The organism is Mycobacterium sp. (genome assembly GCF_046091765.1).
In the GTDB taxonomy this organism is placed as follows: domain Bacteria; phylum Actinomycetota; class Actinomycetes; order Mycobacteriales; family Mycobacteriaceae; genus Mycobacterium.
In genome coordinates this window covers 18,213-36,011 of the sequence record NZ_JBJTCF010000076.1, presented here as the reverse complement: position 1 = coordinate 36,011, position 17,799 = coordinate 18,213, and the positions used below count along the sequence as shown (strand labels likewise).

The window sequence follows — 17,799 nt, the reverse complement described above, 5'->3', positions numbered from 1 at the left end:
GTCAGTCCAGGTAGTCGCGCAGGACCTGCGAGCGGCTGGGATGACGGAGCTTGGACATGGTCTTGGACTCGATCTGGCGGATGCGCTCGCGGGTGACGCCGTAGACCTGACCGATCTCGTCGAGGGTGCGCGGCTGGCCGTCGGTTAATCCGAAACGCAGCCGAACGACACCGGCCTCGCGCTCCGAGAGCGTCTCCAGCACCGACTGCAGCTGGTCCTGCAGCAGCGTGAAAGACACCGCGTCAACGGCAACCACGGCCTCGGAGTCCTCGATGAAGTCGCCGAGCTGGCTGTCGCCCTCGTCGCCGATGGTCTGGTCCAGGGAGATCGGCTCGCGGGCGTATTGCTGGATCTCCAGCACCTTCTCCGGGGTGATGTCCATCTCCTTGGCCAACTCCTCCGGGGTGGCCTCGCGGCCCAAGTCCTGGAGCAGTTCGCGCTGAATGCGGCCGAGCTTGTTGATCACCTCGACCATGTGCACCGGAATACGGATCGTGCGGGCCTGATCGGCCATAGCGCGGGTGATGGCCTGACGGATCCACCAGGTGGCATAGGTGGAGAACTTGTAGCCCTTGGTGTAGTCGAACTTCTCCACCGCGCGGATCAGGCCGAGGTTGCCCTCCTGGATGAGGTCCAGGAACGCCATGCCGCGGCCGGTGTAGCGCTTGGCCAGCGACACCACCAGCCGCAGGTTGGCTTCCAGCAGATGGTTCTTCGCCCGTTCGCCATCGCGGGAGATCCACTGCATGTCGCGACGCTGATGAACGGGCAGCTTCTGCCCGCGATCGGCGACCTCACCGAGTTTCTGGGTCGCATACAGTCCTGCTTCGATCCGCTTGGCCAGCTCGACTTCCTCTTCGGCGTTGAGCAGCGCGACCTTGCCGATCTGCTTGAGGTAGGCGCGCACCGAGTCCGCCGAGGCGGTGAGTTCGGCGTCTTTGCGCGCCTGCCGAAGCGCCTCGGACTCCTCCTCGTCCCACACGAAGTCACCGGATGCTTTGTCCGCCTCGGACGGCTCGGCGATCGCCTCGTCGTCGACGGCTTCCGCCCCGGCGCCCGGCAGTACCGCCGCGTCGCCGGCGGCCGTTGCGACGGCCTCGGCGATGTCACCGGCGACCTCCTCGAGATCGGCAAGGTCGATTTCGACGGCGCTGAGATCGGGTTCAGCGCTCAGATCGACGGCGAGGTCATCGATGGCGATTTCCGCCTCGACGGCCTTCGCCGCGGCGGCGCCAGCCCGCTTGGTCCCCGGGGATGCCGGGGGAGCGGTCTTGGCGGCTTTGACCGGCGCCGCCTTGGCGGCTTTCGCCGTCGCCGCCGGCGCAGCCTTGAGCGGTCTGGCCGAACTGGTGGCCTTGGTTGCCTTGGGCGCCGCTTTGGCGGCCTTGGCCGGTCGCGCCGTGGTGGCGCGGGCCGCCTGACTGCCCCTGGCGGCCGGCTTGGCGGGCCTGGCCGCGCGGGTCGCCGTCGATGTCCTGGTCGCCTTAGTCGCCCCGGTCGCCTTAGTCGCCTTGGTTGCTTTCGTCGCCCTGGCTGGCTTGGTTGCCTTGGCAGCCTTGGTGGTCGTGACCGACCGCGTCGATTTCGCGGTTCCTGCCGTCCGCGCAGCGGTCCTTCCCGCCTTCGCCGGTGTCGCCTTGGCCGGCCGAGCCGTCTTCACGGCTCTGGAGACTGCTTTCGTGGCTTTGGCGGCCGCGCGGCCGACTCTCGCGGGAGCGGACTTGGCAGCCCGGGTTGCTTTCGCGGGCTTGGCTGCCCGTGATGCGCTGGTCTTGGTTGTCCTGGTTGCCTTGGTTGCCTTGGTCGGCTTGGCTGGCTTGGCGGTCCTGGTTGCACCGGCGGGCTTGGCCGCTTTGGCGGGGGATTTCCTGGCGGCGACGGCTCTGGCCGGTGTGGCTTTGCGGGTGGGAGCTTTCGCCGCCGTACGCTTCACCGGTTTACCGGCGGCTGTCCGCGGTGTCTTGGTCGCTGCCACGTACACCCTCTCCATCCTGCGGGTCGGCGGGCGTGCACACGCCTGACCGATGAGCGTCGGTTATGCGGAATATCGTCGATTTCGGCGTGCCGTGCCCGGGGGCGGCGGACAACGCCGGCCCCTGCCAGCGCGGTCCATTGTAACGAGTGGCGCAGGGTCCGCTGTGGGCAGTCGCCGCGATCCAGGTCAGGCGTCAGGTCACGTCGGGTTGGCTGGCCATGGCGGCCCCGACGATTCCCGCGCTGTTGAGCAGCACCGCGGCCACCACCGGAGTGCGGCTCTTGAGCAGCGGAATCCACTTGTCGGCGTTCTTGCTGATCCCCCCGCCGGCGATGAACAGGTCCGGCCAGATCGCGTTCTCGATGGCGACCAACACCCTGGTCACCTCGGTCGCCCACCGCCGGTAGCCCCACTCCTTGCGCTCCTTGACCGAGGACGCGGCGCGGTGTTCGGCTTCCTTGCCGCCAACCTCGAGGTGGCCGAACTCGGTGTTGGGCAGCAGCACGCCGTTGTGGATCACTGCCGACCCGATCCCGGTGCCGAAAGTCAGCAGTACGACGACCCCGCTGTTGTTGCGCCCGGCCCCGTAGCGCTGCTCGGCGAGGCCGGCGGCGTCGGCGTCGTTGAGGACGGTCACCTTCTGCCCGCCCAGTGCGGTGCTCATCAACTCGGCGACGTTCGCGCCGATCCAGGACTTGTCGACGTTGGCCGCGGTGTGCACGACGCCGTTGACCACGACACCCGGGTAGGTGACGCCCAGCGGGCCGGTCCAGCCGAAGTGGCGGACCACCGCGGCGACTGCGGCCGTCACCGCCTCGGGCGTGGCCGGCTGCGGGGTCTCCAGCCGGAACCGCTCAGTGATCAGCTGACCGGTGTCCAGGTCCACAATGGCACCCTTGACCCCGCTGCCGCCGACGTCGATGCCGAAGGCCCGACGCTGCGCTCCTGGCTCGATGCCGGTCATGGCGGTGCTCCCCTCTCGACGTGCGACGGGTTCAAACACTAACCGCTGGCGGTGTGTTGCGATGGCGGGGTGAACGACAATCGGCCGGAGCACTTGCGCGAGATCGCCGAGTATCTGGTCACCGAGGCTGCCCGCTTCGTGCGCAGGCGACGACCGGAGATCTTCGAAACGGTCGCCGAGGAATCCGCGAGCGCGGTGTGGACCAAGAGTTCTCCCACCGACCCCGTGACCCTCGCCGACACCGAAACCGAGCAGCTGATCCGTGACCTCCTGGCCCGGCGGCGCCCGGGCGATCCGATCCTCGGGGAGGAGGGCGGCGGTTCGCAGGGCGGTCCCGAGGCGGTGCGGTGGGTGGTGGACCCCATCGACGGCACCGTGAACTTCGTCTACGGCATCCCCGCCTACGCGGTGTCGGTCGCGGCTCAGAGTGGCGGCGTGTCGGTGGCCGGGGCGGTCGCCGACATCAGTTCCGGCGAGGTCTATTCGGCCGCCGCGGGGCAGGGCGCTCACCTGACCAGTGAGTCCGGTCGTCGGGCGATCCGGTGCAGCCGGGCCACGGATCTTTCGATGACCCTGCTGGGAACGGGCTTCGGCTACGAACCGCGGCGCAGGGCTGCCCAGTCAGAGCTGCTCGCCCGCATGGTCCCGCTGGTTCGCGACGTCCGCCGGCTCGGGTCGGCCGCGCTGGATCTGTGCATGGTGGCCGCCGGGCGGCTCGACGCCCACTACGAACACGGGCTGAACGTCTGGGACTGGGCGGCCGGTGCCCTGATCGCCGCGGAGGCCGGCGCGGTGGTCGTCCTGCCCGCACCCGAGCAATCCGCGGCCGCCGGCGAACTCGTGGTCGCGGCCGCGCCGGGGGTCGCCGCACAGCTCCTGGAGGCCTTGGATCGGCACGCCGGATTGCGGGCGATTCGGTAACTCAGCAGCTGTTGTTGTGAATCTTGGCCAGCAGGGCCGAATCGGCGGGCTCGGTGGCACCCGGTCGCAGGCCCGACAGCACCGCCGCGATGTCGTCGCTGTTGGTCAGTGAGGTGAAGTCGGTGCCGATCACCAGATCGACCGAATCGTCCCCACGGTCGTCCTGGTGCAGCTCGACGCAGGGCGCGACCAACCAGACCGCGGCCGCACCCTGCCGGCCGGCCTGGCCGAATCGGATCTGGCCCTGGCAGGACAACCGTGTTCCGGCGTAGATCGGGTCGTTGGCGGCGGTGGGTGCGGCGAAACCGAGATCGCGCAACGTCCCGGCCACCTCGCCGGCCTGTCCGCCCTGACCGCTGGCGTTGAGCACACGAATCTTGGTGTCGGCGAGTTTGGCCGGTGCCACGTCGATCATCGACTCGCTGGGCACCAGCGCGCCCAGCTTGGGGGCCGCGGGGTCAGCGGCGGCCGGCGGGTCGTTACAGGCCGCGACATCGTCGAGATGGACCGGTCGGGTCAGGACGACCAGCCAGGCGACGGCGGCGGCCACGAAGAACACGATGGCGGCGACGATCCCCGGGCGATAATTGCGCCGCCGGAAGGGCTGTCCGTTTTTGTCGTAGGCCGAGCCTTCGGTGATGGAAGCGACCACGCCTGAACTCTAGAGGCAGCGGTGGACGATGAATTGTGATGCAAATCACACTTTAACTCTGGGCGAACCGGGCACGAAAAGTGCTGCGCATGCGTTCGACGCTGATACAAACCCTTGCGCAGGGTCCTGCAGGATTTACCCACCGCATCACCCATGAGGAACAGGATGGCTACGGACTACGACGCGCCACGGCGCACCGAGACCGATGAGGTTTCCGAGGATTCCCTCGAGGAACTCACGGCTCGCCGCAACGAGGCGCAGTCCGCGGTCGTCGACGTCGACGAGTCGGAATCCGCGGAGTCCTTCGAGCTGCCCGGCGCCGACCTCTCCGGCGAGGAACTCTCGGTCCGCGTGGTCCCCAAGCAGGCCGACGAGTTCACCTGCTCCAGCTGTTTTCTGGTGCATCACCGCAGCCGCCTGGCCAGCGAGAAGAAAGGTGTGATGATCTGCACCGACTGCGCGGCCTAGCGGGCCGGTCCCGCGCCGTTGAGGGCGGCCAGTACCTGCTCGGGCCGGCGGCAGCTCACCAGCCAGTAGGGCGTCGGATCGTCGGGGTCGTCGAGCACGACCAGCGCCATCGGGCCCACCCAGCTTCGATGCAGGACGAAGGCCGCGGGATCGAATTGGCGCCCCAGCGCGGCGGACTTCGCCGATGTCGGCACGACGGCCGACCGGGTCACCACCGAGGCCGGCAGGTGCGCCGGTCCGGCCCACAGCTCCACCTCGGAATCCGGCTCTGAACCGGCGCTGACGACGCTCACCTCGCTGCGGCTCAGCCAGAGCAGGACGCCGGCCGCCGCGGCCATCAGCACCGCGTGGGGCAGCCAATCCGGCAAGGCGCGCACACCCATGTTGACTTCGGTGGCCAGCACCGCGGCGGACCCGAAGCCGACCGGCCACCACCACCACGGCACCCAGAGTCGCTCGCGGTAGCGCACCAATTGCGAGGCGACTCGCGAACCCGCCATGCCGCCAAGGGTAGTCTCATGGTCCGTGTCCACCAGTCTCGCGGTTGTTCGCCTGGACCGCGATCTCCCGCTGCCCACCAGGGCCCATGACGGGGACGCCGGGGTCGATCTCTACAGTGCCGAAGACGTTGAGCTGGCAGCAGGGCAGCGGGCCCTGGTCGCTACCGGTATCGCAGTGGCCATCCCGCACGGCATGGTCGGCCTGATACACCCGCGCTCCGGATTGGCTGCGCGACTGGGACTTTCGATCGTCAACAGTCCCGGCACCATCGATGCGGGCTACCGGGGTGAGATCAAGGTCGCCCTGATCAATCTCGATCCCGCCGCGCCCATCGTCATCCGGCGCGGTGATCGGATCGCCCAGTTGCTGGTCCAGCAGATCGAGTTGGCGAAGTTGGTCGAGGTGTCCTCATTCGATGAGGCGGGGCTGGCGGAAACCACCCGTGGTCAGGGCGGCCACGGTTCCTCCGGCGGACATGAGAGTTTGTGATGGCTTTCGGCAGACGTAAACGCGACCACGATGCGGCCCCGGGCGGCGAGGCGAAGAAAGAGGCCGCCGGCGCCGAAGCCGACGCCTCGGGGGCGGTCGGCGATTCGCAGGACGCCGACCTCGAGGGCCCCTTCGACATCGAGGATTTCGACAATCCCGACGATGCCCTGATGGCCCGCCTCGACCTGGGATCGGTGTTGATCCCGATGGCCCCGGGCGGACAGGTCCAGGTCGAACTCAACCAGGCGGGTGTCCCCAGCGCGATCTGGATGGTGACGGCCAACGGCCGCTTCACCATCGCCGCCTACGCGGCCCCGAAGACCCCGGGACAGTGGAACGATGTCGCCGGCGAGTTGGCTGACGCGCTGCGCGAGGACAACGCGTCGGTGTCGGTCCAGAAGGGTCCCTGGGGGCGCGAGGTGGTCGGCACCGGGGCGGGGGTGGTGCGGTTCATCGGCGTCGACGGGTACCGCTGGATGCTGCGCTGCGTGGTCAACGGCGCGGCGCAGACGATGGACGCGCTGGTGGGCGAGGCCCGTCAGGCCGTGGCCGACACCGTGGTCCGGCGCGGGGACACCCCGATGCCGGTCCGGACGCCGCTCCCGGTGGAGTTGCCCGAACAGATGGCGGCCCAGCTGCGCGCGGCCGCGGCCCAGCAGGCCCAGCAGGCGATGCTGGCCGCCCAGCAGGCCTACCAGCAGCAACTGCGCATGCAGCAGGAACAGCAGGGCCAGCAAGATCAGCAGGGCCAGCAAGAGCAGCAGCCTCAGCCCGGCTCGGCACCCGGGCCGCTGCGCAACGTCTGATCAGCCGCCTCGCTCGGCGTGCCCCAGTGCCTCCAGGCAGGCCGCTCCCAGCGCCGCCGGGTGCGGGCCGAAGTCGGCCAGGGTCACCGTCCGCAGGGCGGCCCGCGGCGCGGCGGCCACCCACTGCCGCGCAACCGCGAGCGGGTGCGCGGGATCGTCGGAGACCGCCACGACACCCATCGGGACGTCCAGGCGGCCGAAGTCGGCGGGGCGCGGGGCGGCGTAGCCGACAGCCTCCTCCAGGGCGTCGGCCAGGTCCGGCCCCTGGCGGTGCCAGGAGCGGCTGAGTTCGTCCGCGAGCCACGCCGGGCTGGACGCCCGCATCGCGGCGATCGTCGCGGTCAGACCGTCCCGCCGCAGGGCCTCGGCCGTGTACCGCGCGGACTGGGCGGCCGGCGCGCCGTCGGACGGCCCGATCCACGGCGGCAGCGCGGCCAGCACGGCGATCACCCGCCCCGGCCGCGACATCGCGCAGGACAGCGCCCATGACGCCGCCACCGCCGCCCCCAGTGACACGCCGCCGACGGCGATCGGACCCGGCGCGGCGGCTTCCCCCAGGGCGTCCAGATATCCGGCAACCAGTCGGCGGGGCTCCGGGGCCACCGCGATCAGCGTCGCACCCGCCTGCCGCAGCGGGCCGGCAAAGGCCCGTCGCAGATAGTCCTCGTCGGAGCCGGTGCCGGGCAGCAGCACCGTCCGCACCCCGCGCAGGTTGACGGTCATCACACGATCCTGCCCGTGCGCGTCGGAACCGCGGGGTCTAACGTGGCGTTGGGAGTGTGAACGACTACCAGGAGAGTCCATGGCCACGGCCGACGGCTTTGTTCGCCGGATCACCCGCCGACTGACCGAAAACCCCGAAGAACGCGACGCCGAGAGGCTGGCCGCCGAGGCCGACAACAGCGGCGCTCAGCGGGCCGTTGACTGCACCCGCGGCCAGGAGGTGACCATGGTCGGCACGCTGCGCAGCGTCGAGACGAACGCCAAGGGCTGCGCCGGGGGCGTTCGCGCGGAACTGTTCGACGGCACCGACACGGTGATCCTGGTCTGGCTGGGGCAGCGCCGTATCCCCGGGATCGACTGCGGACGCACGCTGCGGGTCCAGGGCCGGCTGGGCGTTCTGGAGAACGGCGGCAAAGCCATCTACAACCCCCGCTACGAGATCCAGCCTTGACCGGAGCCGATCACGGATCCGGCCCGTCGGCTGACGCGCGGGCTGCCGTCGAAACCGCGCGTAACCCCGCACAGGCGCTGCTCGCCCAGATGGGCGGATTCAGCGGCCTGGTCTACTCCGCCCTGCCGGTCGCCGTGCTGGTGCCGGTCAACACCGCCTTCGGGCTGCTGCCCGCGCTGTTCGCCGCACTCGGCGCGGCGGCCCTGGTCCTGATCTGGCGGTTGATCCGACGCGATTCGCTGCAGCCGGCGCTGGCCGGGTTCATCGGGGTCGGGGTGAGCGCGCTGATCGCGTGGATCGTCGGCGAGTCCAAGGGCTATTTCCTGCTGGGTATCTGGACATCGCTGCTGTGGGCGACGGTGTTCTCGCTGTCGGTGCTGATCCGCCGCCCGGTGGTCGGCTATGTCTGGAGCTGGGTGACCGGGCACGACCGCGGTTGGCGCCGCTCCCGTCGCGCGGTGCTGGCCTTCGACCTGGCCACCCTGACCTGGGCGGTCGTGTTCGGTGCACGGTTCGTGGTGCAACACCATCTGTACGACGCCGACCAGACCGGCCTGCTGGGTGTTGCCCGCATCGCGATGGGCTGGCCGCTGGCGGCGGTCGGCGCGCTGGTCACCTACCTGGCGATCCGCGCAGCCCAGCGCGCGATACACGCCGCACACGCCGGCGCGGCCGCCGCCTAGCGCGCCAGCCCTAGCCGCTCGCATGCACGAGCAGCGTGCGCAGCTCTGCCTCGACCTCCGGGGCCGCGACGAACAACAGCTCATCGCCCCCCTCCAGAGGTTCGTCCGCCTCGGGCACGATCACCCGCTGCCCGCGCAGGATGGTCACCAGCGCGACGTCGCGGGGCAGGGCAAGTTTGCGGACCGGCCGGCCGCCCCACGGGGTGTTGTCAGGCAGTGTGATCTCGACGAGGTTGGCGTGCCCCTTGCGGAACTCCATCAGCCGCACCAGGTCACCGACCGCGAACGCCTCCTCGACCAGCGAGGCCAGCATGCGGGGCGTGGAAACAGCCACGTCCACCCCCCACGCGCTGTCGAACAGCCACTCGTTGCGGGGATCGTTCACCCGGGCGACCACGCGCGGGACCGCGAATTCGGTTTTGGCCAGCAGCGAGAGCACCACGTTGGCCTTGTCGTCACCGGTGGCGGCGACGACCACGTCGAAGTCCTGCAGGCTCATCGATTCCAGCAGGCTCAGCTCGCACGCGTCGCCGAAGCACCAGTGCGCGGCCGGTATCGCGTCGACGTCGAAGTGGCTCGGGTTGCGCTCGATCAGGGTGACGTCGTGCTGGTTGTCGACGAGTTCGCGGGCTATCGACCGGCCGACGGCGCCTGCGCCGGCAATGGCGACCTTCATGGGCAGCGCACCTCGCTCGATTCTCGGTTCGATTCTCGGTTCAATCCTCGATCTCCTCGCTGGGCGGCTGCCCGGCGAGGGCCAGCGCCTGCTCGGCATGGTCGGAGACCGCCGCCAGATAAACCCGGTCGCCGGCCTGAATGACCGTTTTGGCGTCCGGAAGCAGGCCGGTCCCGAACCGGACAATGAAGGCGACCCTGGCCCCGGTGGCCTGCTCGAGTCCGGTCACCCGGTGTCCCATCCAGGATTCGTGCAGTTCGGCCGCGCTCACGCACACCGTGCCGGTGGGATCCCGCCAGCTGCCGGTCTCGGCCTCTCCGGTCAGTTCGTCGAGCAACCGGTCGGTGGTCCACGGCACGGTGGCCACGGTCGGTATGCCCAGCCGCTCGTAGACGGCGGCGCGCTTGGCGTCGTAGATCCGGGCCACCACCCGCTGCACGCCGAACATCTCGCGGGCCACCCGGGCCGAAATGATGTTGGAGTTGTCGCCGGAGGAGACCGCCGCGAATGCTTCGGCATTCTCGATCCCCGCGCGCAGCAGGACGTCCCGGTCAAAGCCCATGCCGAGCACCTTGTGGCCGGTGAACCCCGGTGAGAGCCGGTGGAATGCTGTCGGGTCGCGATCGATGATCGCCACGTCGTGTCCGAGCCGGGACAGCGCGTCCGCAAGCGAGGCTCCCGCCCGGCCGCAGCCCATCACCACAACCCGCACCTGCCGTCCCGCCTTTCCTGCCAATTCGCCGGCGCCGACCGTCAGGGCAACGCTACCGGCAGCGGGGAGTGGGCTTACCCTTGGCTCTCGTGTCCAAGCTGTCGACCGTCGCCCGGCGGCTGCTCCTGGGGAGCCCGTTCCGGAGCGACCGGCTAAGCCACACGCTGCTCCCCAAACGCATCGCGCTGCCGGTGTTCGCCTCCGACGCGATGTCCTCGGTGGCCTACGCCCCCGAAGAGGTCTTCCTGGTGCTCTCGGTGGCCGGGTTGTCGGCGTACACGCTCGCTCCCTGGGTCGGGGTGGCCGTGGCACTGGTGATGCTCGTCGTCGTCGCGTCCTACCGGCAGAACGTGCACGCCTACCCCTCCGGCGGCGGTGACTACGAAGTGGTCACCACGAACCTGGGCCCGACCGCTGGCTTGACGGTGGCCAGCGCACTTCTGGTCGACTACGTGCTCACGGTCGCGGTGTCGATGGCGTCGGCGATGTCCAACATCGGATCGGCCGTGCCGTTCGTCGCCAACCACAAGGTGATCTTCGCCGTCGCCGCCATCCTGTTGCTGATGGCGGCCAACTTGCGCGGCATCCGCGAGTCGGGCACGGCGTTCGCCATCCCCACCTACGCGTTCGTCTTCGCGATGCTGGGGATGCTGGGCTGGGGGTTCTTCCAGATCAACGTTCTGGGCCACGACATCAAGGCCGAGTCCGCCGGCTTCGAGATACGCGCCGAGCACGCCGACATCGCCGGGATCGCCCTGATCTTCCTTGTGGCCCGGGCGTTCTCCTCCGGTTGCGCGGCGCTGACCGGGGTCGAGGCGATCAGCAACGGGGTGCCGGCGTTTCGTAAACCGAAGTCCCGCAACGCCGCAACGACGCTGCTGCTGCTCGGAACCATTGCGGTGACGCTGCTGATGGGCATCATCCTGATGGCCGTCGAGACCGGGGTGAAGATCGCCGAGCGACCGGCCGAGCAGCTCATCGGAGCGCCCGCGGACTACCGGCAGAAGACGCTGGTGGCCCAGTTGGCCGATGCGATCTTCCACGATTTCGCGCCGGGGCTGTTCCTGATCACCGGCGTCACCGCACTGATTCTGGTGCTGGCCGCCAACACCGCGTTCAACGGCTTCCCAGTGCTCGGTTCGATCCTTGCGCAGGACCGGTACCTCCCGCGCCAGCTGCATACCCGCGGCGACCGGCTGGCGTTCTCCAACGGCATCCTTTTCCTCTCGGCGGCCGCGATCGCGTTCATCATCGCCTTCGACGCCGAGGTCACCGGACTGATCCAGCTCTACATCGTCGGGGTCTTCGTGTCCTTCACGCTCAGTCAGATCGGCATGGTGCGGCACTGGACGCGGCTGCTGCGCACCGAGACCGATCCGCAGGAACGCCGGCGCATGATGCGCTCTCGCGTGATCAACGCGATCGGTCTCACCGCCACCGGAGCGGTGCTCATCGTGGTGTTAGCCACCAAGTTCGTCGCCGGAGCGTGGATCGCCATCGTCGCGATGGGCAGTCTGTTCGTGCTGATGAAAGCGATCCACCGGCACTACGACCGGGTGACGGTTGAGCTCACGCCGTTGGGCGAGGAAGGGCGCGAGATCGTGTTGCCCAGCCGCAACCACGCCGTGGTGCTGGTCTCGAGCATGCAGTTGCCCACCCTGCGTGCGCTGGCGTATGCCCGCGCCACGCGTCCCGACGTGCTCGAGGCACTGACCGTCAACGTCGATGATGCCGAGACCCGCAAGCTGGTGCGGATGTGGGAGGACAGCGACATCACTGTTCCGCTCAAGGTGGTCGCCTCGCCCTACCGGGAGGTGACCGGCCCGGTGCTCGATTACGTCAGGCGGATCAGCAAGGAATCACCGCGCACCGTCGTCACGGTCTTCGTTCCCGAATACGTGGTGGGGCACTGGTGGGAAAGCTTCCTGCACAACCAGAGCGCGCTGCGCATCAAGGCCCGGCTGCTGTTCATCCCGAACGTGATGATGACCTCGGTTCCCTGGCAGCTCAAGTCCTCGGCCCGGGTACGGCAGCTCGAGGAGCAGAACGCCCCGGGCGACGCGCGCCGCGGCTTCCCGGAGTGACCGGGCAGTCGCCGGACGACTTGGTTCTGGTTACCGGCCGGGCCGCCAACGGCGGCAGTTGTGTGGCGCGCCACGAGGGCCGGGTGGTGTTCGTGCGCCACGCGCTGCCCGGCGAGCGGGTGCGGGTCCGGGTCACGCGGGACCGTGGCTCGTATTGGCACGCCGAGACCGTCGAGGTCCTTGAGGCGTCGCCCGATCGGATCGAGCCGTTGTGCCCGGTTGCCGGAGTGGACGGGGCCGGCTGCTGTGACCTCGCGTTCGCCGCACCGCAGGCCGTTCGGGCACTCAAGGGCGAGGTGGTGGCCAATCAGCTGGAGCGCCTCGGCGACTATCGATGGGCAGGCGAGGCCGAGCCGGTCGGTTCCGGCGCAGCGCGGGGGTGGCGAACCCGGGTGCGGCTCGGGGTCGGGCCCGACGGCCGGGCCGGGCTGCATCGCTACCACAGCGACGAGCTCGTCACCGACCTGCGCTGCGGGCAATTGCCCGAGGGCATGCTCGAGGGCCTGGCCGGTCCCCGCTGGAGCGGCGCCAGGGAACTGTCGGTGGTGATCGACGACGACGGCCGCCGCCACGTCGCGGTCGTGGCCCACGACCGGCGCGGCGTGACCGTCGTCGAGGGATCGCGACACTGCAGGCAACGCGTGGGGGAGCGGGTCTGGCGGCTTCCGGTCACGGCGTTCTGGCAGTCCCATCGCGAAGCGCCCCCGATCTACACCGCCCTGGTCGCACAGTGGGCGCAGGGCAGTGGCGCACGCGCCTGGGACCTCTACGGCGGCGCCGGCCTGTTCGCCGCCGTCCTCGCCGGAGCGGTCGGCGAGCGCGGGCAGGTGCTGACGGTGGACAGCTCACGCGCGGCGTCATCGGCGGCGGCTGCGGCACTGGCGGACCAGTCCCAGGTCGACGTCGTCTCAGACTCGGTACGCCGGTTTCTGGCCGACGCACCGGCACCCGCTGACGTCGCCGTGCTCGATCCGCCCCGCGCCGGAGCCGGCCGTGCGGTCATCGAGGGCCTGGCCGGCGCCGGGGTTCCGCGGGTGATCCATATCGGTTGTGAGGCAGCCTCATTCGCTCGCGACGTCGGCCTCTACCGCGGCCACGGCTATCGCGTGGAGAGCATCCGGGTATTCGACGCCTTCCCGCTGACCCATCACGTCGAGTGTTTCGCGCTGCTGGTCAGGGCTACCGCCTAGCGGCGAGTAGATTCTCTTCATCATGGCGCTCCGGTTGTTCGCCCGCGGATCCTGGTCGGAGACCAGCCGCGTCATCGCGATCTTCCGTAAGGAGACCGTGGGCGGTGCGATCCTGTTGGCGGCAGCCTGCATCGCCCTGGTGTGGGCGAATTCCCCGTGGTCGTCGTCGTACCACGCGCTGCGCGATGTGCGTTTCGGCACCGACGATTTCGGACTGCATCTGAATCTGTCGCTGGGCGCGTGGGCGGCCGACGGCCTGCTGGCCATCTTCTTCTTCGTCGTCGGGTTGGAACTCAAACGGGAGTTCGTAGCCGGCGACCTGCGTGACCCGCGACGCGCGGCCCTTCCGGTCGTGGCAGCGGTGGGCGGGATGGTCGTGCCGGCGCTGATCTTTCTGGCGTTCACCGCTGGCGCCGGCGACGGCGCGACGCGCGGGTGGGCCATCCCGACCGCGACCGACATCGCCTTCGCCGTGGCGGTGCTCGCGGTGGTCTCGACGCATCTGCCGGCGGCATTGCGCACCTTCCTGCTGACCCTGGCAGTGGTCGACGATCTGCTGGCGATCACCGTGATCGCGGTCTTCTACACCGCAAAGATCAACACCGCAGCGCTGCTGGCCGCATTCGTCGCGCTGGCGGTGTTCACCGTTCTGGTGCAGCGCGGAGTCCTCTCGGGATGGCTGCTGTTCCCGCCCGCCCTGCTGACCTGGGCCCTGGTTCACGAGTCCGGCGTGCACGCCACCGTCGCTGGGGTGCTGCTCGGCTTCGCGGTACCCGTGCGCCGCAGGACGTTCGGGCCGAGTGCGGCCGAGCGGTTCGAACACGTCCTTCGGCCGGTCTCGGCCGGGTTCGCCGTCCCGGTCTTCGCCTTCTTCGCCGCCGGTGTGACCTTCGGCGGGTATGACGGATTGGTGACCGCCCTGCGCGACCCGATCGCCCTGGGGATCGTCGTCGGCCTGGTGGTCGGCAAGACAGTCGGGGTGTTCGGCACGACCCGTTTGCTGGCCGCGGTGACCCGAACCAGCCTGGAGGCGTCGTTGCGTTGGATCGACGTCCTGGGCGTCTCGATGCTCGCCGGGATCGGTTTCACGGTTTCGTTGCTGATCGGGGAGTTGGCCTACGGCGCGGGCTCCCCGCGCGACGACATCGCCAAGGCGGCCGTGCTCGCCGGGTCTTTGCTGGCAGCGCTTCTGGCCGCGGTGCTGCTGCGCATCCGCAACCGCGCCTACCGCCTGGTCTTCGAGCTGGAGACCGCCGACCTCGACCGGGACGGTGTGCCCGACGTCTATCAGACGGACACCGACGGTCGCGGGGGCGTTGCGTAAACTGGCTGACATGCTCGAACAGGTCCGCGGTCCCGCTGATCTGCAGAAGCTGTCCAGGGATGAGTTGACGGAGCTGGCCGGCGAGATTCGGCACTTCCTCATCCACAAAGTCGCCGCCACCGGTGGGCACCTCGGACCGAACCTCGGTGTGGTCGAACTCACCCTGGCCCTGCACCGGGTGTTCGATTCACCCCACGACCCGATCATCTTCGACACCGGCCACCAGGCGTACGTGCACAAGATGCTCACCGGACGCTGGGCCGACTTCGACACACTGCGGATGAAGGGCGGACTTTCCGGCTACCCCTCCCGCGCCGAGAGCGATCACGACTGGGTCGAGTCCAGCCATGCCTCGGCTGCACTGTCCTACGCCGACGGACTGGCCAAAGCTTTCGAGCTGACCGGTCAGCGCAACCGGCACGTGGTCGCCGTCGTGGGTGACGGCGCGCTGACCGGCGGGATGTGCTGGGAGGCGCTGAACAACATCGCCGCAGCCCGGCGCCCGGTGATCATCGTCGTCAACGACAACGGCCGCAGCTATGCGCCGACCATCGGCGGATTGGCCGACCACCTCGCCGGGCTGCGATTGCAGCCGGTCTACGAGCGACTGCTGGAGCGGACCCGGTCGGCGGTGCGCGGCATGCCGGTCGTCGGCGAGGTCTGCTACCAGGCGATGCACAGCGTCAAGGCCGGCATCAAGGACGCGCTGTCCCCGCAGGCGATGTTCACCGATCTCGGGGTGAAGTACGTCGGTCCGATCGACGGCCACGACGAGCACGCGCTGGAGAACGCGTTGAGGCTCGCGCGGGGCTTCAACGCGCCGGTGATCGTGCATGCGGTGACCCGCAAGGGCAACGGGTATCCGCCGGCCGAGAACGACGAGGCCGAGCAGATGCACGCCTGCGGCGTGATCGACCCGCAGACCGGTCTGGCCACCAAGCCGCCGGCACCCGGGTGGACGTCGGTGTTCTCCGAGGCGCTGATCACCTACGCCGCCAAGCGGCGCGACATCGTCGCCATCACCGCCGCCATGCCGGGTCCGACCGGGCTGGCCGCCTTCGGCGAGCGGTTCCCCGACCGGTTGTTCGATGTCGGCATCGCCGAGCAGCACGCGCTCACCTCGGCGGCGGGATTGGCGATGGGCGGTCTGCACCCGGTGGTGGCCATCTACTCGACCTTCCTCAACCGGGCGTTCGACCAGATCATGATGGACGTCGCGCTGCACGGTCTGCCGGTGACGGTCGTGCTCGACCGGGCCGGAGTGACCGGCAACGACGGTGCCAGCCACAACGGGGTGTGGGATTTGTCGATGCTCAACATCGTGCCCGGCATCCGGGTGGCGGCGCCCCGCGATGGTGAGCGTCTGCGCGAGGAACTCGGCGAGGCCCTCGACACCCGGGACGGCCCGACGGCGATCCGGTTTCCCAAAGGCGAAGTGGGGGCGGAGATTCCCGCCGTGCGCCGGATCGACGGAGTCGATGTGCTCTACGAGCCCGCAGAGGGCATGGACCGCGATGTGTTACTGGTCGCGGTGGGCAGCTTCGCGTCCATGGCGCTCAAGGTCGCCGACCGGCTGCGCGAGCAGGGTATCGGTGTGACGGTGGCCGACCCGCGCTGGGTGCTGCCGGTGCCGGAGGCGCTGATCGGGATCGCCGGAACCCACGGACTGGTGGTCACCCTCGAGGACAACGGGGTTCGCGGCGGGGCGGGTTCCGCGGTCTCGGCGGCGCTGCGTGCCGCCGATGTCGACGTGCCGTGTCGCGATATCGGTGTGCCGCAACGGTTCCTCGAGCACGCCGCGCGCGCGGAGGTGCTCACCGAGGTGGGCCTGACCGATCAGAACGTCGCGCGTCAGATCACCGGCTGGGTAGCCGCGCTCGCGGCGCGAGACGAATCGGTGTCCGAGCCGATCGACTAGGCCTCGCCGGGCGGCCGGGTGAGCGCCTCGGACAGTGCCCCGACGACCAGTGCGCGCTGCCAGCCGCGTGCACCGCCGTCGCGCAGGAAGCTCTCCACCGCCTCGGTGGTGTCGTCGGCGCCCTGCCAGTCCCAGCACAGCCGGCGAATCAGCTCGGGGGACACCAGATTCTCCTGGGGCACCCCCACCCGTTCGGACACCCCCGCCAGTGCCGATCTCGCGGCGGTCAGGTGCGCCGCGGCCTCCGGTTTCCGCTTGCCCCACCGCATCGGCGGCGGCGGCCCGTCGTGCGGTTCGGCGACCTCGGGTCGTTCGGTCGCCGAGCGCGCCGCTTTGAGCGCGTCGAGCCAGACCCCGGCCGACCGGCGCTGTCTGGGGCCTCCGAAGACCGGCAGCGCGGTGAGTTCGGCGACGGTCTCGGGATTCGCGGCCGCCGCCGCGACGATCGCCGAGTCGGGCAGGATGCGCCCGGGGGCGATGTCGCGGCTGCGCGCGATCCGGTCGCGTACGGTCCACAGCTCGCGCACCGCGGCCAGCTCCTGCGGGGACCGGATCTTGTGGATTCCCGAGGTCCGGCGCCACCGGTCGCGGCGGGTCGGTGCGGTGTCGGCGCACCGCAGATACTCGAACTCCTCGGTCGCCCAGTCGGTCTTTCCCTGTTCGGCGAGCACCTCGGCCACGGCCGAGCGCAATTCGATGAGGACCTCCACATCCAGGGCGGCGTAGTTCAGCCAGGCGGCCGGCAGCGGCCGTTTCGACCAGTCCGCCGCGCCGTGCCCTTTGGCCAGGCCCAGTCCCAGCAGCTGCTGCACCATCGCCGCGAGGTTGACCCGCTCGAAACCGGCCAGCCGGCCGGCCATCTCGGTGTCGTACAGAGCCGGCGGACGCAGGCCGAGTTCGGCAAGGCAGGGCAGGTCCTGGTCGGCGGCATGCAGGATCCACTCGTCCTCGGCGAGCACGCCGGCCAGCGGCGCCAGGACGTCGATCGGGTTGCCGCCGTGGCCGACGGGGTCGATCAACACCGTGCCCGCCCCGGCGCGGCGGACCTGGATGAGGTAGGCGCGGTTGGAATACCGAAACCCCGACGCGCGCTCGGCATCGACGGCGAAGGGTCCCCGCCCGGCGGCGAGCCTGGCGGCCGCATCGGCGACCTCGGCGGGCTCGACCGATACCGGCGGGACGCCTTCGGCAGGGCACAGCAGCGGGACGGGTTGGAGCTCCGACGTCTCCGACGTCTCCGGGGTCTCCGGTGTGTCCGGCAT

18 protein-coding genes are annotated in these 17,799 nt (G+C 69.8%); 10 read left to right on the top strand and 8 right to left on the bottom strand.

The window, feature by feature from the left end; all coding sequences use genetic code 11:
• Position 1: 1 nt before the first annotated feature.
• Both ACKOB8_RS07990 and ppgK read right to left on the bottom strand, forming a co-directional pair.
• Positions 2-1,660, bottom strand: coding sequence for an RNA polymerase sigma factor (locus ACKOB8_RS07990; protein WP_526376675.1), 1,659 nt, complete (start codon positions 1,658-1,660; stop codon positions 2-4).
• A gap of 508 nt (positions 1,661-2,168) precedes the next feature.
• Positions 2,169-2,939 (bottom strand): polyphosphate--glucose phosphotransferase, encoded by a 771-nt coding sequence (ppgK, locus tag ACKOB8_RS07985; protein ID WP_526376674.1) that lies wholly within the window; start codon positions 2,937-2,939, stop codon positions 2,169-2,171.
• A gap of 69 nt (positions 2,940-3,008) precedes the next feature.
• On the opposite strand from ppgK, the gene ACKOB8_RS07980 reads away from it, so the two are divergent.
• Positions 3,009-3,860, top strand: coding sequence for an inositol monophosphatase family protein (locus ACKOB8_RS07980; protein ID WP_526376673.1), 852 nt, complete (start codon positions 3,009-3,011; stop codon positions 3,858-3,860).
• A 1-nt stretch (position 3,861) separates the two neighbouring features.
• Here the strand turns inward: ACKOB8_RS07980 and cei are convergent, their stop codons facing one another.
• A complete protein-coding gene (cei, locus tag ACKOB8_RS07975) occupies positions 3,862-4,512 on the bottom strand; it encodes an envelope integrity protein Cei (protein ID WP_526376672.1) in 651 nt (216 codons plus the stop codon).
• 165 nt (positions 4,513-4,677) lie between these two features.
• Here cei and ACKOB8_RS07970 point away from each other — a divergent pair, with 165 nt between their 5' ends.
• A complete protein-coding gene (locus tag ACKOB8_RS07970) occupies positions 4,678-4,980 on the top strand; it encodes a DUF4193 family protein (RefSeq protein WP_526248300.1) in 303 nt (100 codons plus the stop codon).
• On the opposite strand, the gene ACKOB8_RS07965 is transcribed toward ACKOB8_RS07970, so the two are convergent.
• The gene (locus ACKOB8_RS07965; RefSeq protein ID WP_526376671.1) at positions 4,977-5,480 is read right to left on the bottom strand and encodes a DUF3093 family protein; all 504 of its coding nucleotides are present in this window, start codon (positions 5,478-5,480) and stop codon (positions 4,977-4,979) included. The genes ACKOB8_RS07970 and ACKOB8_RS07965 overlap by 4 nt on opposite strands.
• Positions 5,481-5,505: 25 nt before the next feature.
• Here ACKOB8_RS07965 and dut point away from each other — a divergent pair, with 25 nt between their 5' ends.
• Positions 5,506-5,970, top strand: a complete 465-nt coding sequence (gene dut / locus ACKOB8_RS07960) for a dUTP diphosphatase (RefSeq protein WP_526376670.1) — start codon at positions 5,506-5,508, stop codon at positions 5,968-5,970.
• Positions 5,970-6,776 (top strand): DUF3710 domain-containing protein, encoded by an 807-nt coding sequence (locus tag ACKOB8_RS07955; RefSeq protein ID WP_526376669.1) that lies wholly within the window; start codon positions 5,970-5,972, stop codon positions 6,774-6,776. The genes dut and ACKOB8_RS07955 overlap by 1 nt, the downstream gene beginning before the upstream one ends.
• On the opposite strand, the gene ACKOB8_RS07950 is transcribed toward ACKOB8_RS07955, so the two are convergent.
• Entirely contained in the window at positions 6,777-7,499 is a 723-nt protein-coding gene (locus tag ACKOB8_RS07950; RefSeq protein ID WP_526376668.1) for an alpha/beta hydrolase, read from the bottom strand.
• Positions 7,500-7,578: 79 nt separating this feature from the next.
• On the opposite strand from ACKOB8_RS07950, the gene ACKOB8_RS07945 reads away from it, so the two are divergent.
• Both ACKOB8_RS07945 and ACKOB8_RS07940 read left to right on the top strand, forming a co-directional pair.
• The gene (locus ACKOB8_RS07945; protein ID WP_526376667.1) at positions 7,579-7,950 is read left to right on the top strand and encodes an OB-fold nucleic acid binding domain-containing protein; all 372 of its coding nucleotides are present in this window, start codon (positions 7,579-7,581) and stop codon (positions 7,948-7,950) included.
• A gap of 89 nt (positions 7,951-8,039) precedes the next feature.
• Positions 8,040-8,633: a DUF3159 domain-containing protein gene (locus tag ACKOB8_RS07940; protein WP_526376677.1), complete on the top strand. Its 594-nt coding sequence runs from the start codon at positions 8,040-8,042 to the stop codon at positions 8,631-8,633.
• A 10-nt stretch (positions 8,634-8,643) separates the two neighbouring features.
• On the opposite strand, the gene ACKOB8_RS07935 is transcribed toward ACKOB8_RS07940, so the two are convergent.
• Both ACKOB8_RS07935 and ACKOB8_RS07930 read right to left on the bottom strand, forming a co-directional pair.
• Positions 8,644-9,309, bottom strand: a complete 666-nt coding sequence (locus tag ACKOB8_RS07935) for a potassium channel family protein (RefSeq protein WP_526376666.1) — start codon at positions 9,307-9,309, stop codon at positions 8,644-8,646.
• A gap of 40 nt (positions 9,310-9,349) precedes the next feature.
• Positions 9,350-10,021 (bottom strand): potassium channel family protein, encoded by a 672-nt coding sequence (locus ACKOB8_RS07930; protein ID WP_526376665.1) that lies wholly within the window; start codon positions 10,019-10,021, stop codon positions 9,350-9,352.
• A gap of 80 nt (positions 10,022-10,101) precedes the next feature.
• Between ACKOB8_RS07930 and ACKOB8_RS07925 the strand changes: the two genes are divergently transcribed.
• The 4 genes from ACKOB8_RS07925 to dxs are packed head-to-tail and all read left to right on the top strand — an operon-like array spanning position 10,102 to position 16,537.
• Positions 10,102-12,105 carry an amino acid permease gene (locus ACKOB8_RS07925; protein WP_526376664.1) on the top strand — a complete coding sequence of 668 codons (2,004 nt, stop codon included), beginning with the start codon at positions 10,102-10,104 and terminating at the stop codon, positions 12,103-12,105.
• A complete protein-coding gene (locus ACKOB8_RS07920; protein ID WP_526376663.1) occupies positions 12,102-13,295 on the top strand; it encodes a class I SAM-dependent RNA methyltransferase in 1,194 nt (397 codons plus the stop codon). The genes ACKOB8_RS07925 and ACKOB8_RS07920 overlap by 4 nt, the downstream gene beginning before the upstream one ends.
• A gap of 22 nt (positions 13,296-13,317) precedes the next feature.
• Positions 13,318-14,619, top strand: a complete 1,302-nt coding sequence (gene nhaA, locus ACKOB8_RS07915; protein WP_526376662.1) for a Na+/H+ antiporter NhaA — start codon at positions 13,318-13,320, stop codon at positions 14,617-14,619.
• A 10-nt stretch (positions 14,620-14,629) separates the two neighbouring features.
• The gene (gene dxs, locus ACKOB8_RS07910; protein WP_526376661.1) at positions 14,630-16,537 is read left to right on the top strand and encodes a 1-deoxy-D-xylulose-5-phosphate synthase; all 1,908 of its coding nucleotides are present in this window, start codon (positions 14,630-14,632) and stop codon (positions 16,535-16,537) included.
• Here dxs and ACKOB8_RS07905 read toward each other — a convergent pair.
• Positions 16,534-17,799 carry an HRDC domain-containing protein gene (locus ACKOB8_RS07905; protein ID WP_526376660.1) on the bottom strand — a complete coding sequence of 422 codons (1,266 nt, stop codon included), beginning with the start codon at positions 17,797-17,799 and terminating at the stop codon, positions 16,534-16,536. The two genes, dxs and ACKOB8_RS07905, sit on opposite strands and share 4 nt — an antisense overlap.

Excerpts from the sequence above, each read along its gene's own strand:
- ppgK (WP_526376674.1), bottom strand. The coding sequence starts at position 2,939 with ATGACCGGCATCGAGCCAGGAGCGCAGCGTCGGGCCTTCGGCATCGAC.
- ACKOB8_RS07970 (WP_526248300.1), top strand. The coding sequence starts at position 4,678 with ATGGCTACGGACTACGACGCGCCACGGCGCACCGAGACCGATGAGGTT.
- ACKOB8_RS07965 (WP_526376671.1), bottom strand. The coding sequence starts at position 5,480 with ATGGCGGGTTCGCGAGTCGCCTCGCAATTGGTGCGCTACCGCGAGCGA.
- ACKOB8_RS07955 (WP_526376669.1), top strand. The coding sequence starts at position 5,970 with ATGGCTTTCGGCAGACGTAAACGCGACCACGATGCGGCCCCGGGCGGC.
- ACKOB8_RS07950 (WP_526376668.1), bottom strand. The coding sequence starts at position 7,499 with ATGACCGTCAACCTGCGCGGGGTGCGGACGGTGCTGCTGCCCGGCACC.
- ACKOB8_RS07945 (WP_526376667.1), top strand. The coding sequence starts at position 7,579 with ATGGCCACGGCCGACGGCTTTGTTCGCCGGATCACCCGCCGACTGACC.
- ACKOB8_RS07940 (WP_526376677.1), top strand. The coding sequence starts at position 8,040 with ATGGGCGGATTCAGCGGCCTGGTCTACTCCGCCCTGCCGGTCGCCGTG.
- ACKOB8_RS07935 (WP_526376666.1), bottom strand. The coding sequence starts at position 9,309 with ATGAAGGTCGCCATTGCCGGCGCAGGCGCCGTCGGCCGGTCGATAGCC.
- nhaA (WP_526376662.1), top strand. The coding sequence starts at position 13,318 with ATGGCGCTCCGGTTGTTCGCCCGCGGATCCTGGTCGGAGACCAGCCGC.
- dxs (WP_526376661.1), top strand. The coding sequence starts at position 14,630 with ATGCTCGAACAGGTCCGCGGTCCCGCTGATCTGCAGAAGCTGTCCAGG.
- ACKOB8_RS07905 (WP_526376660.1), bottom strand. The coding sequence starts at position 17,799 with ATGCCGGACACACCGGAGACCCCGGAGACGTCGGAGACGTCGGAGCTC.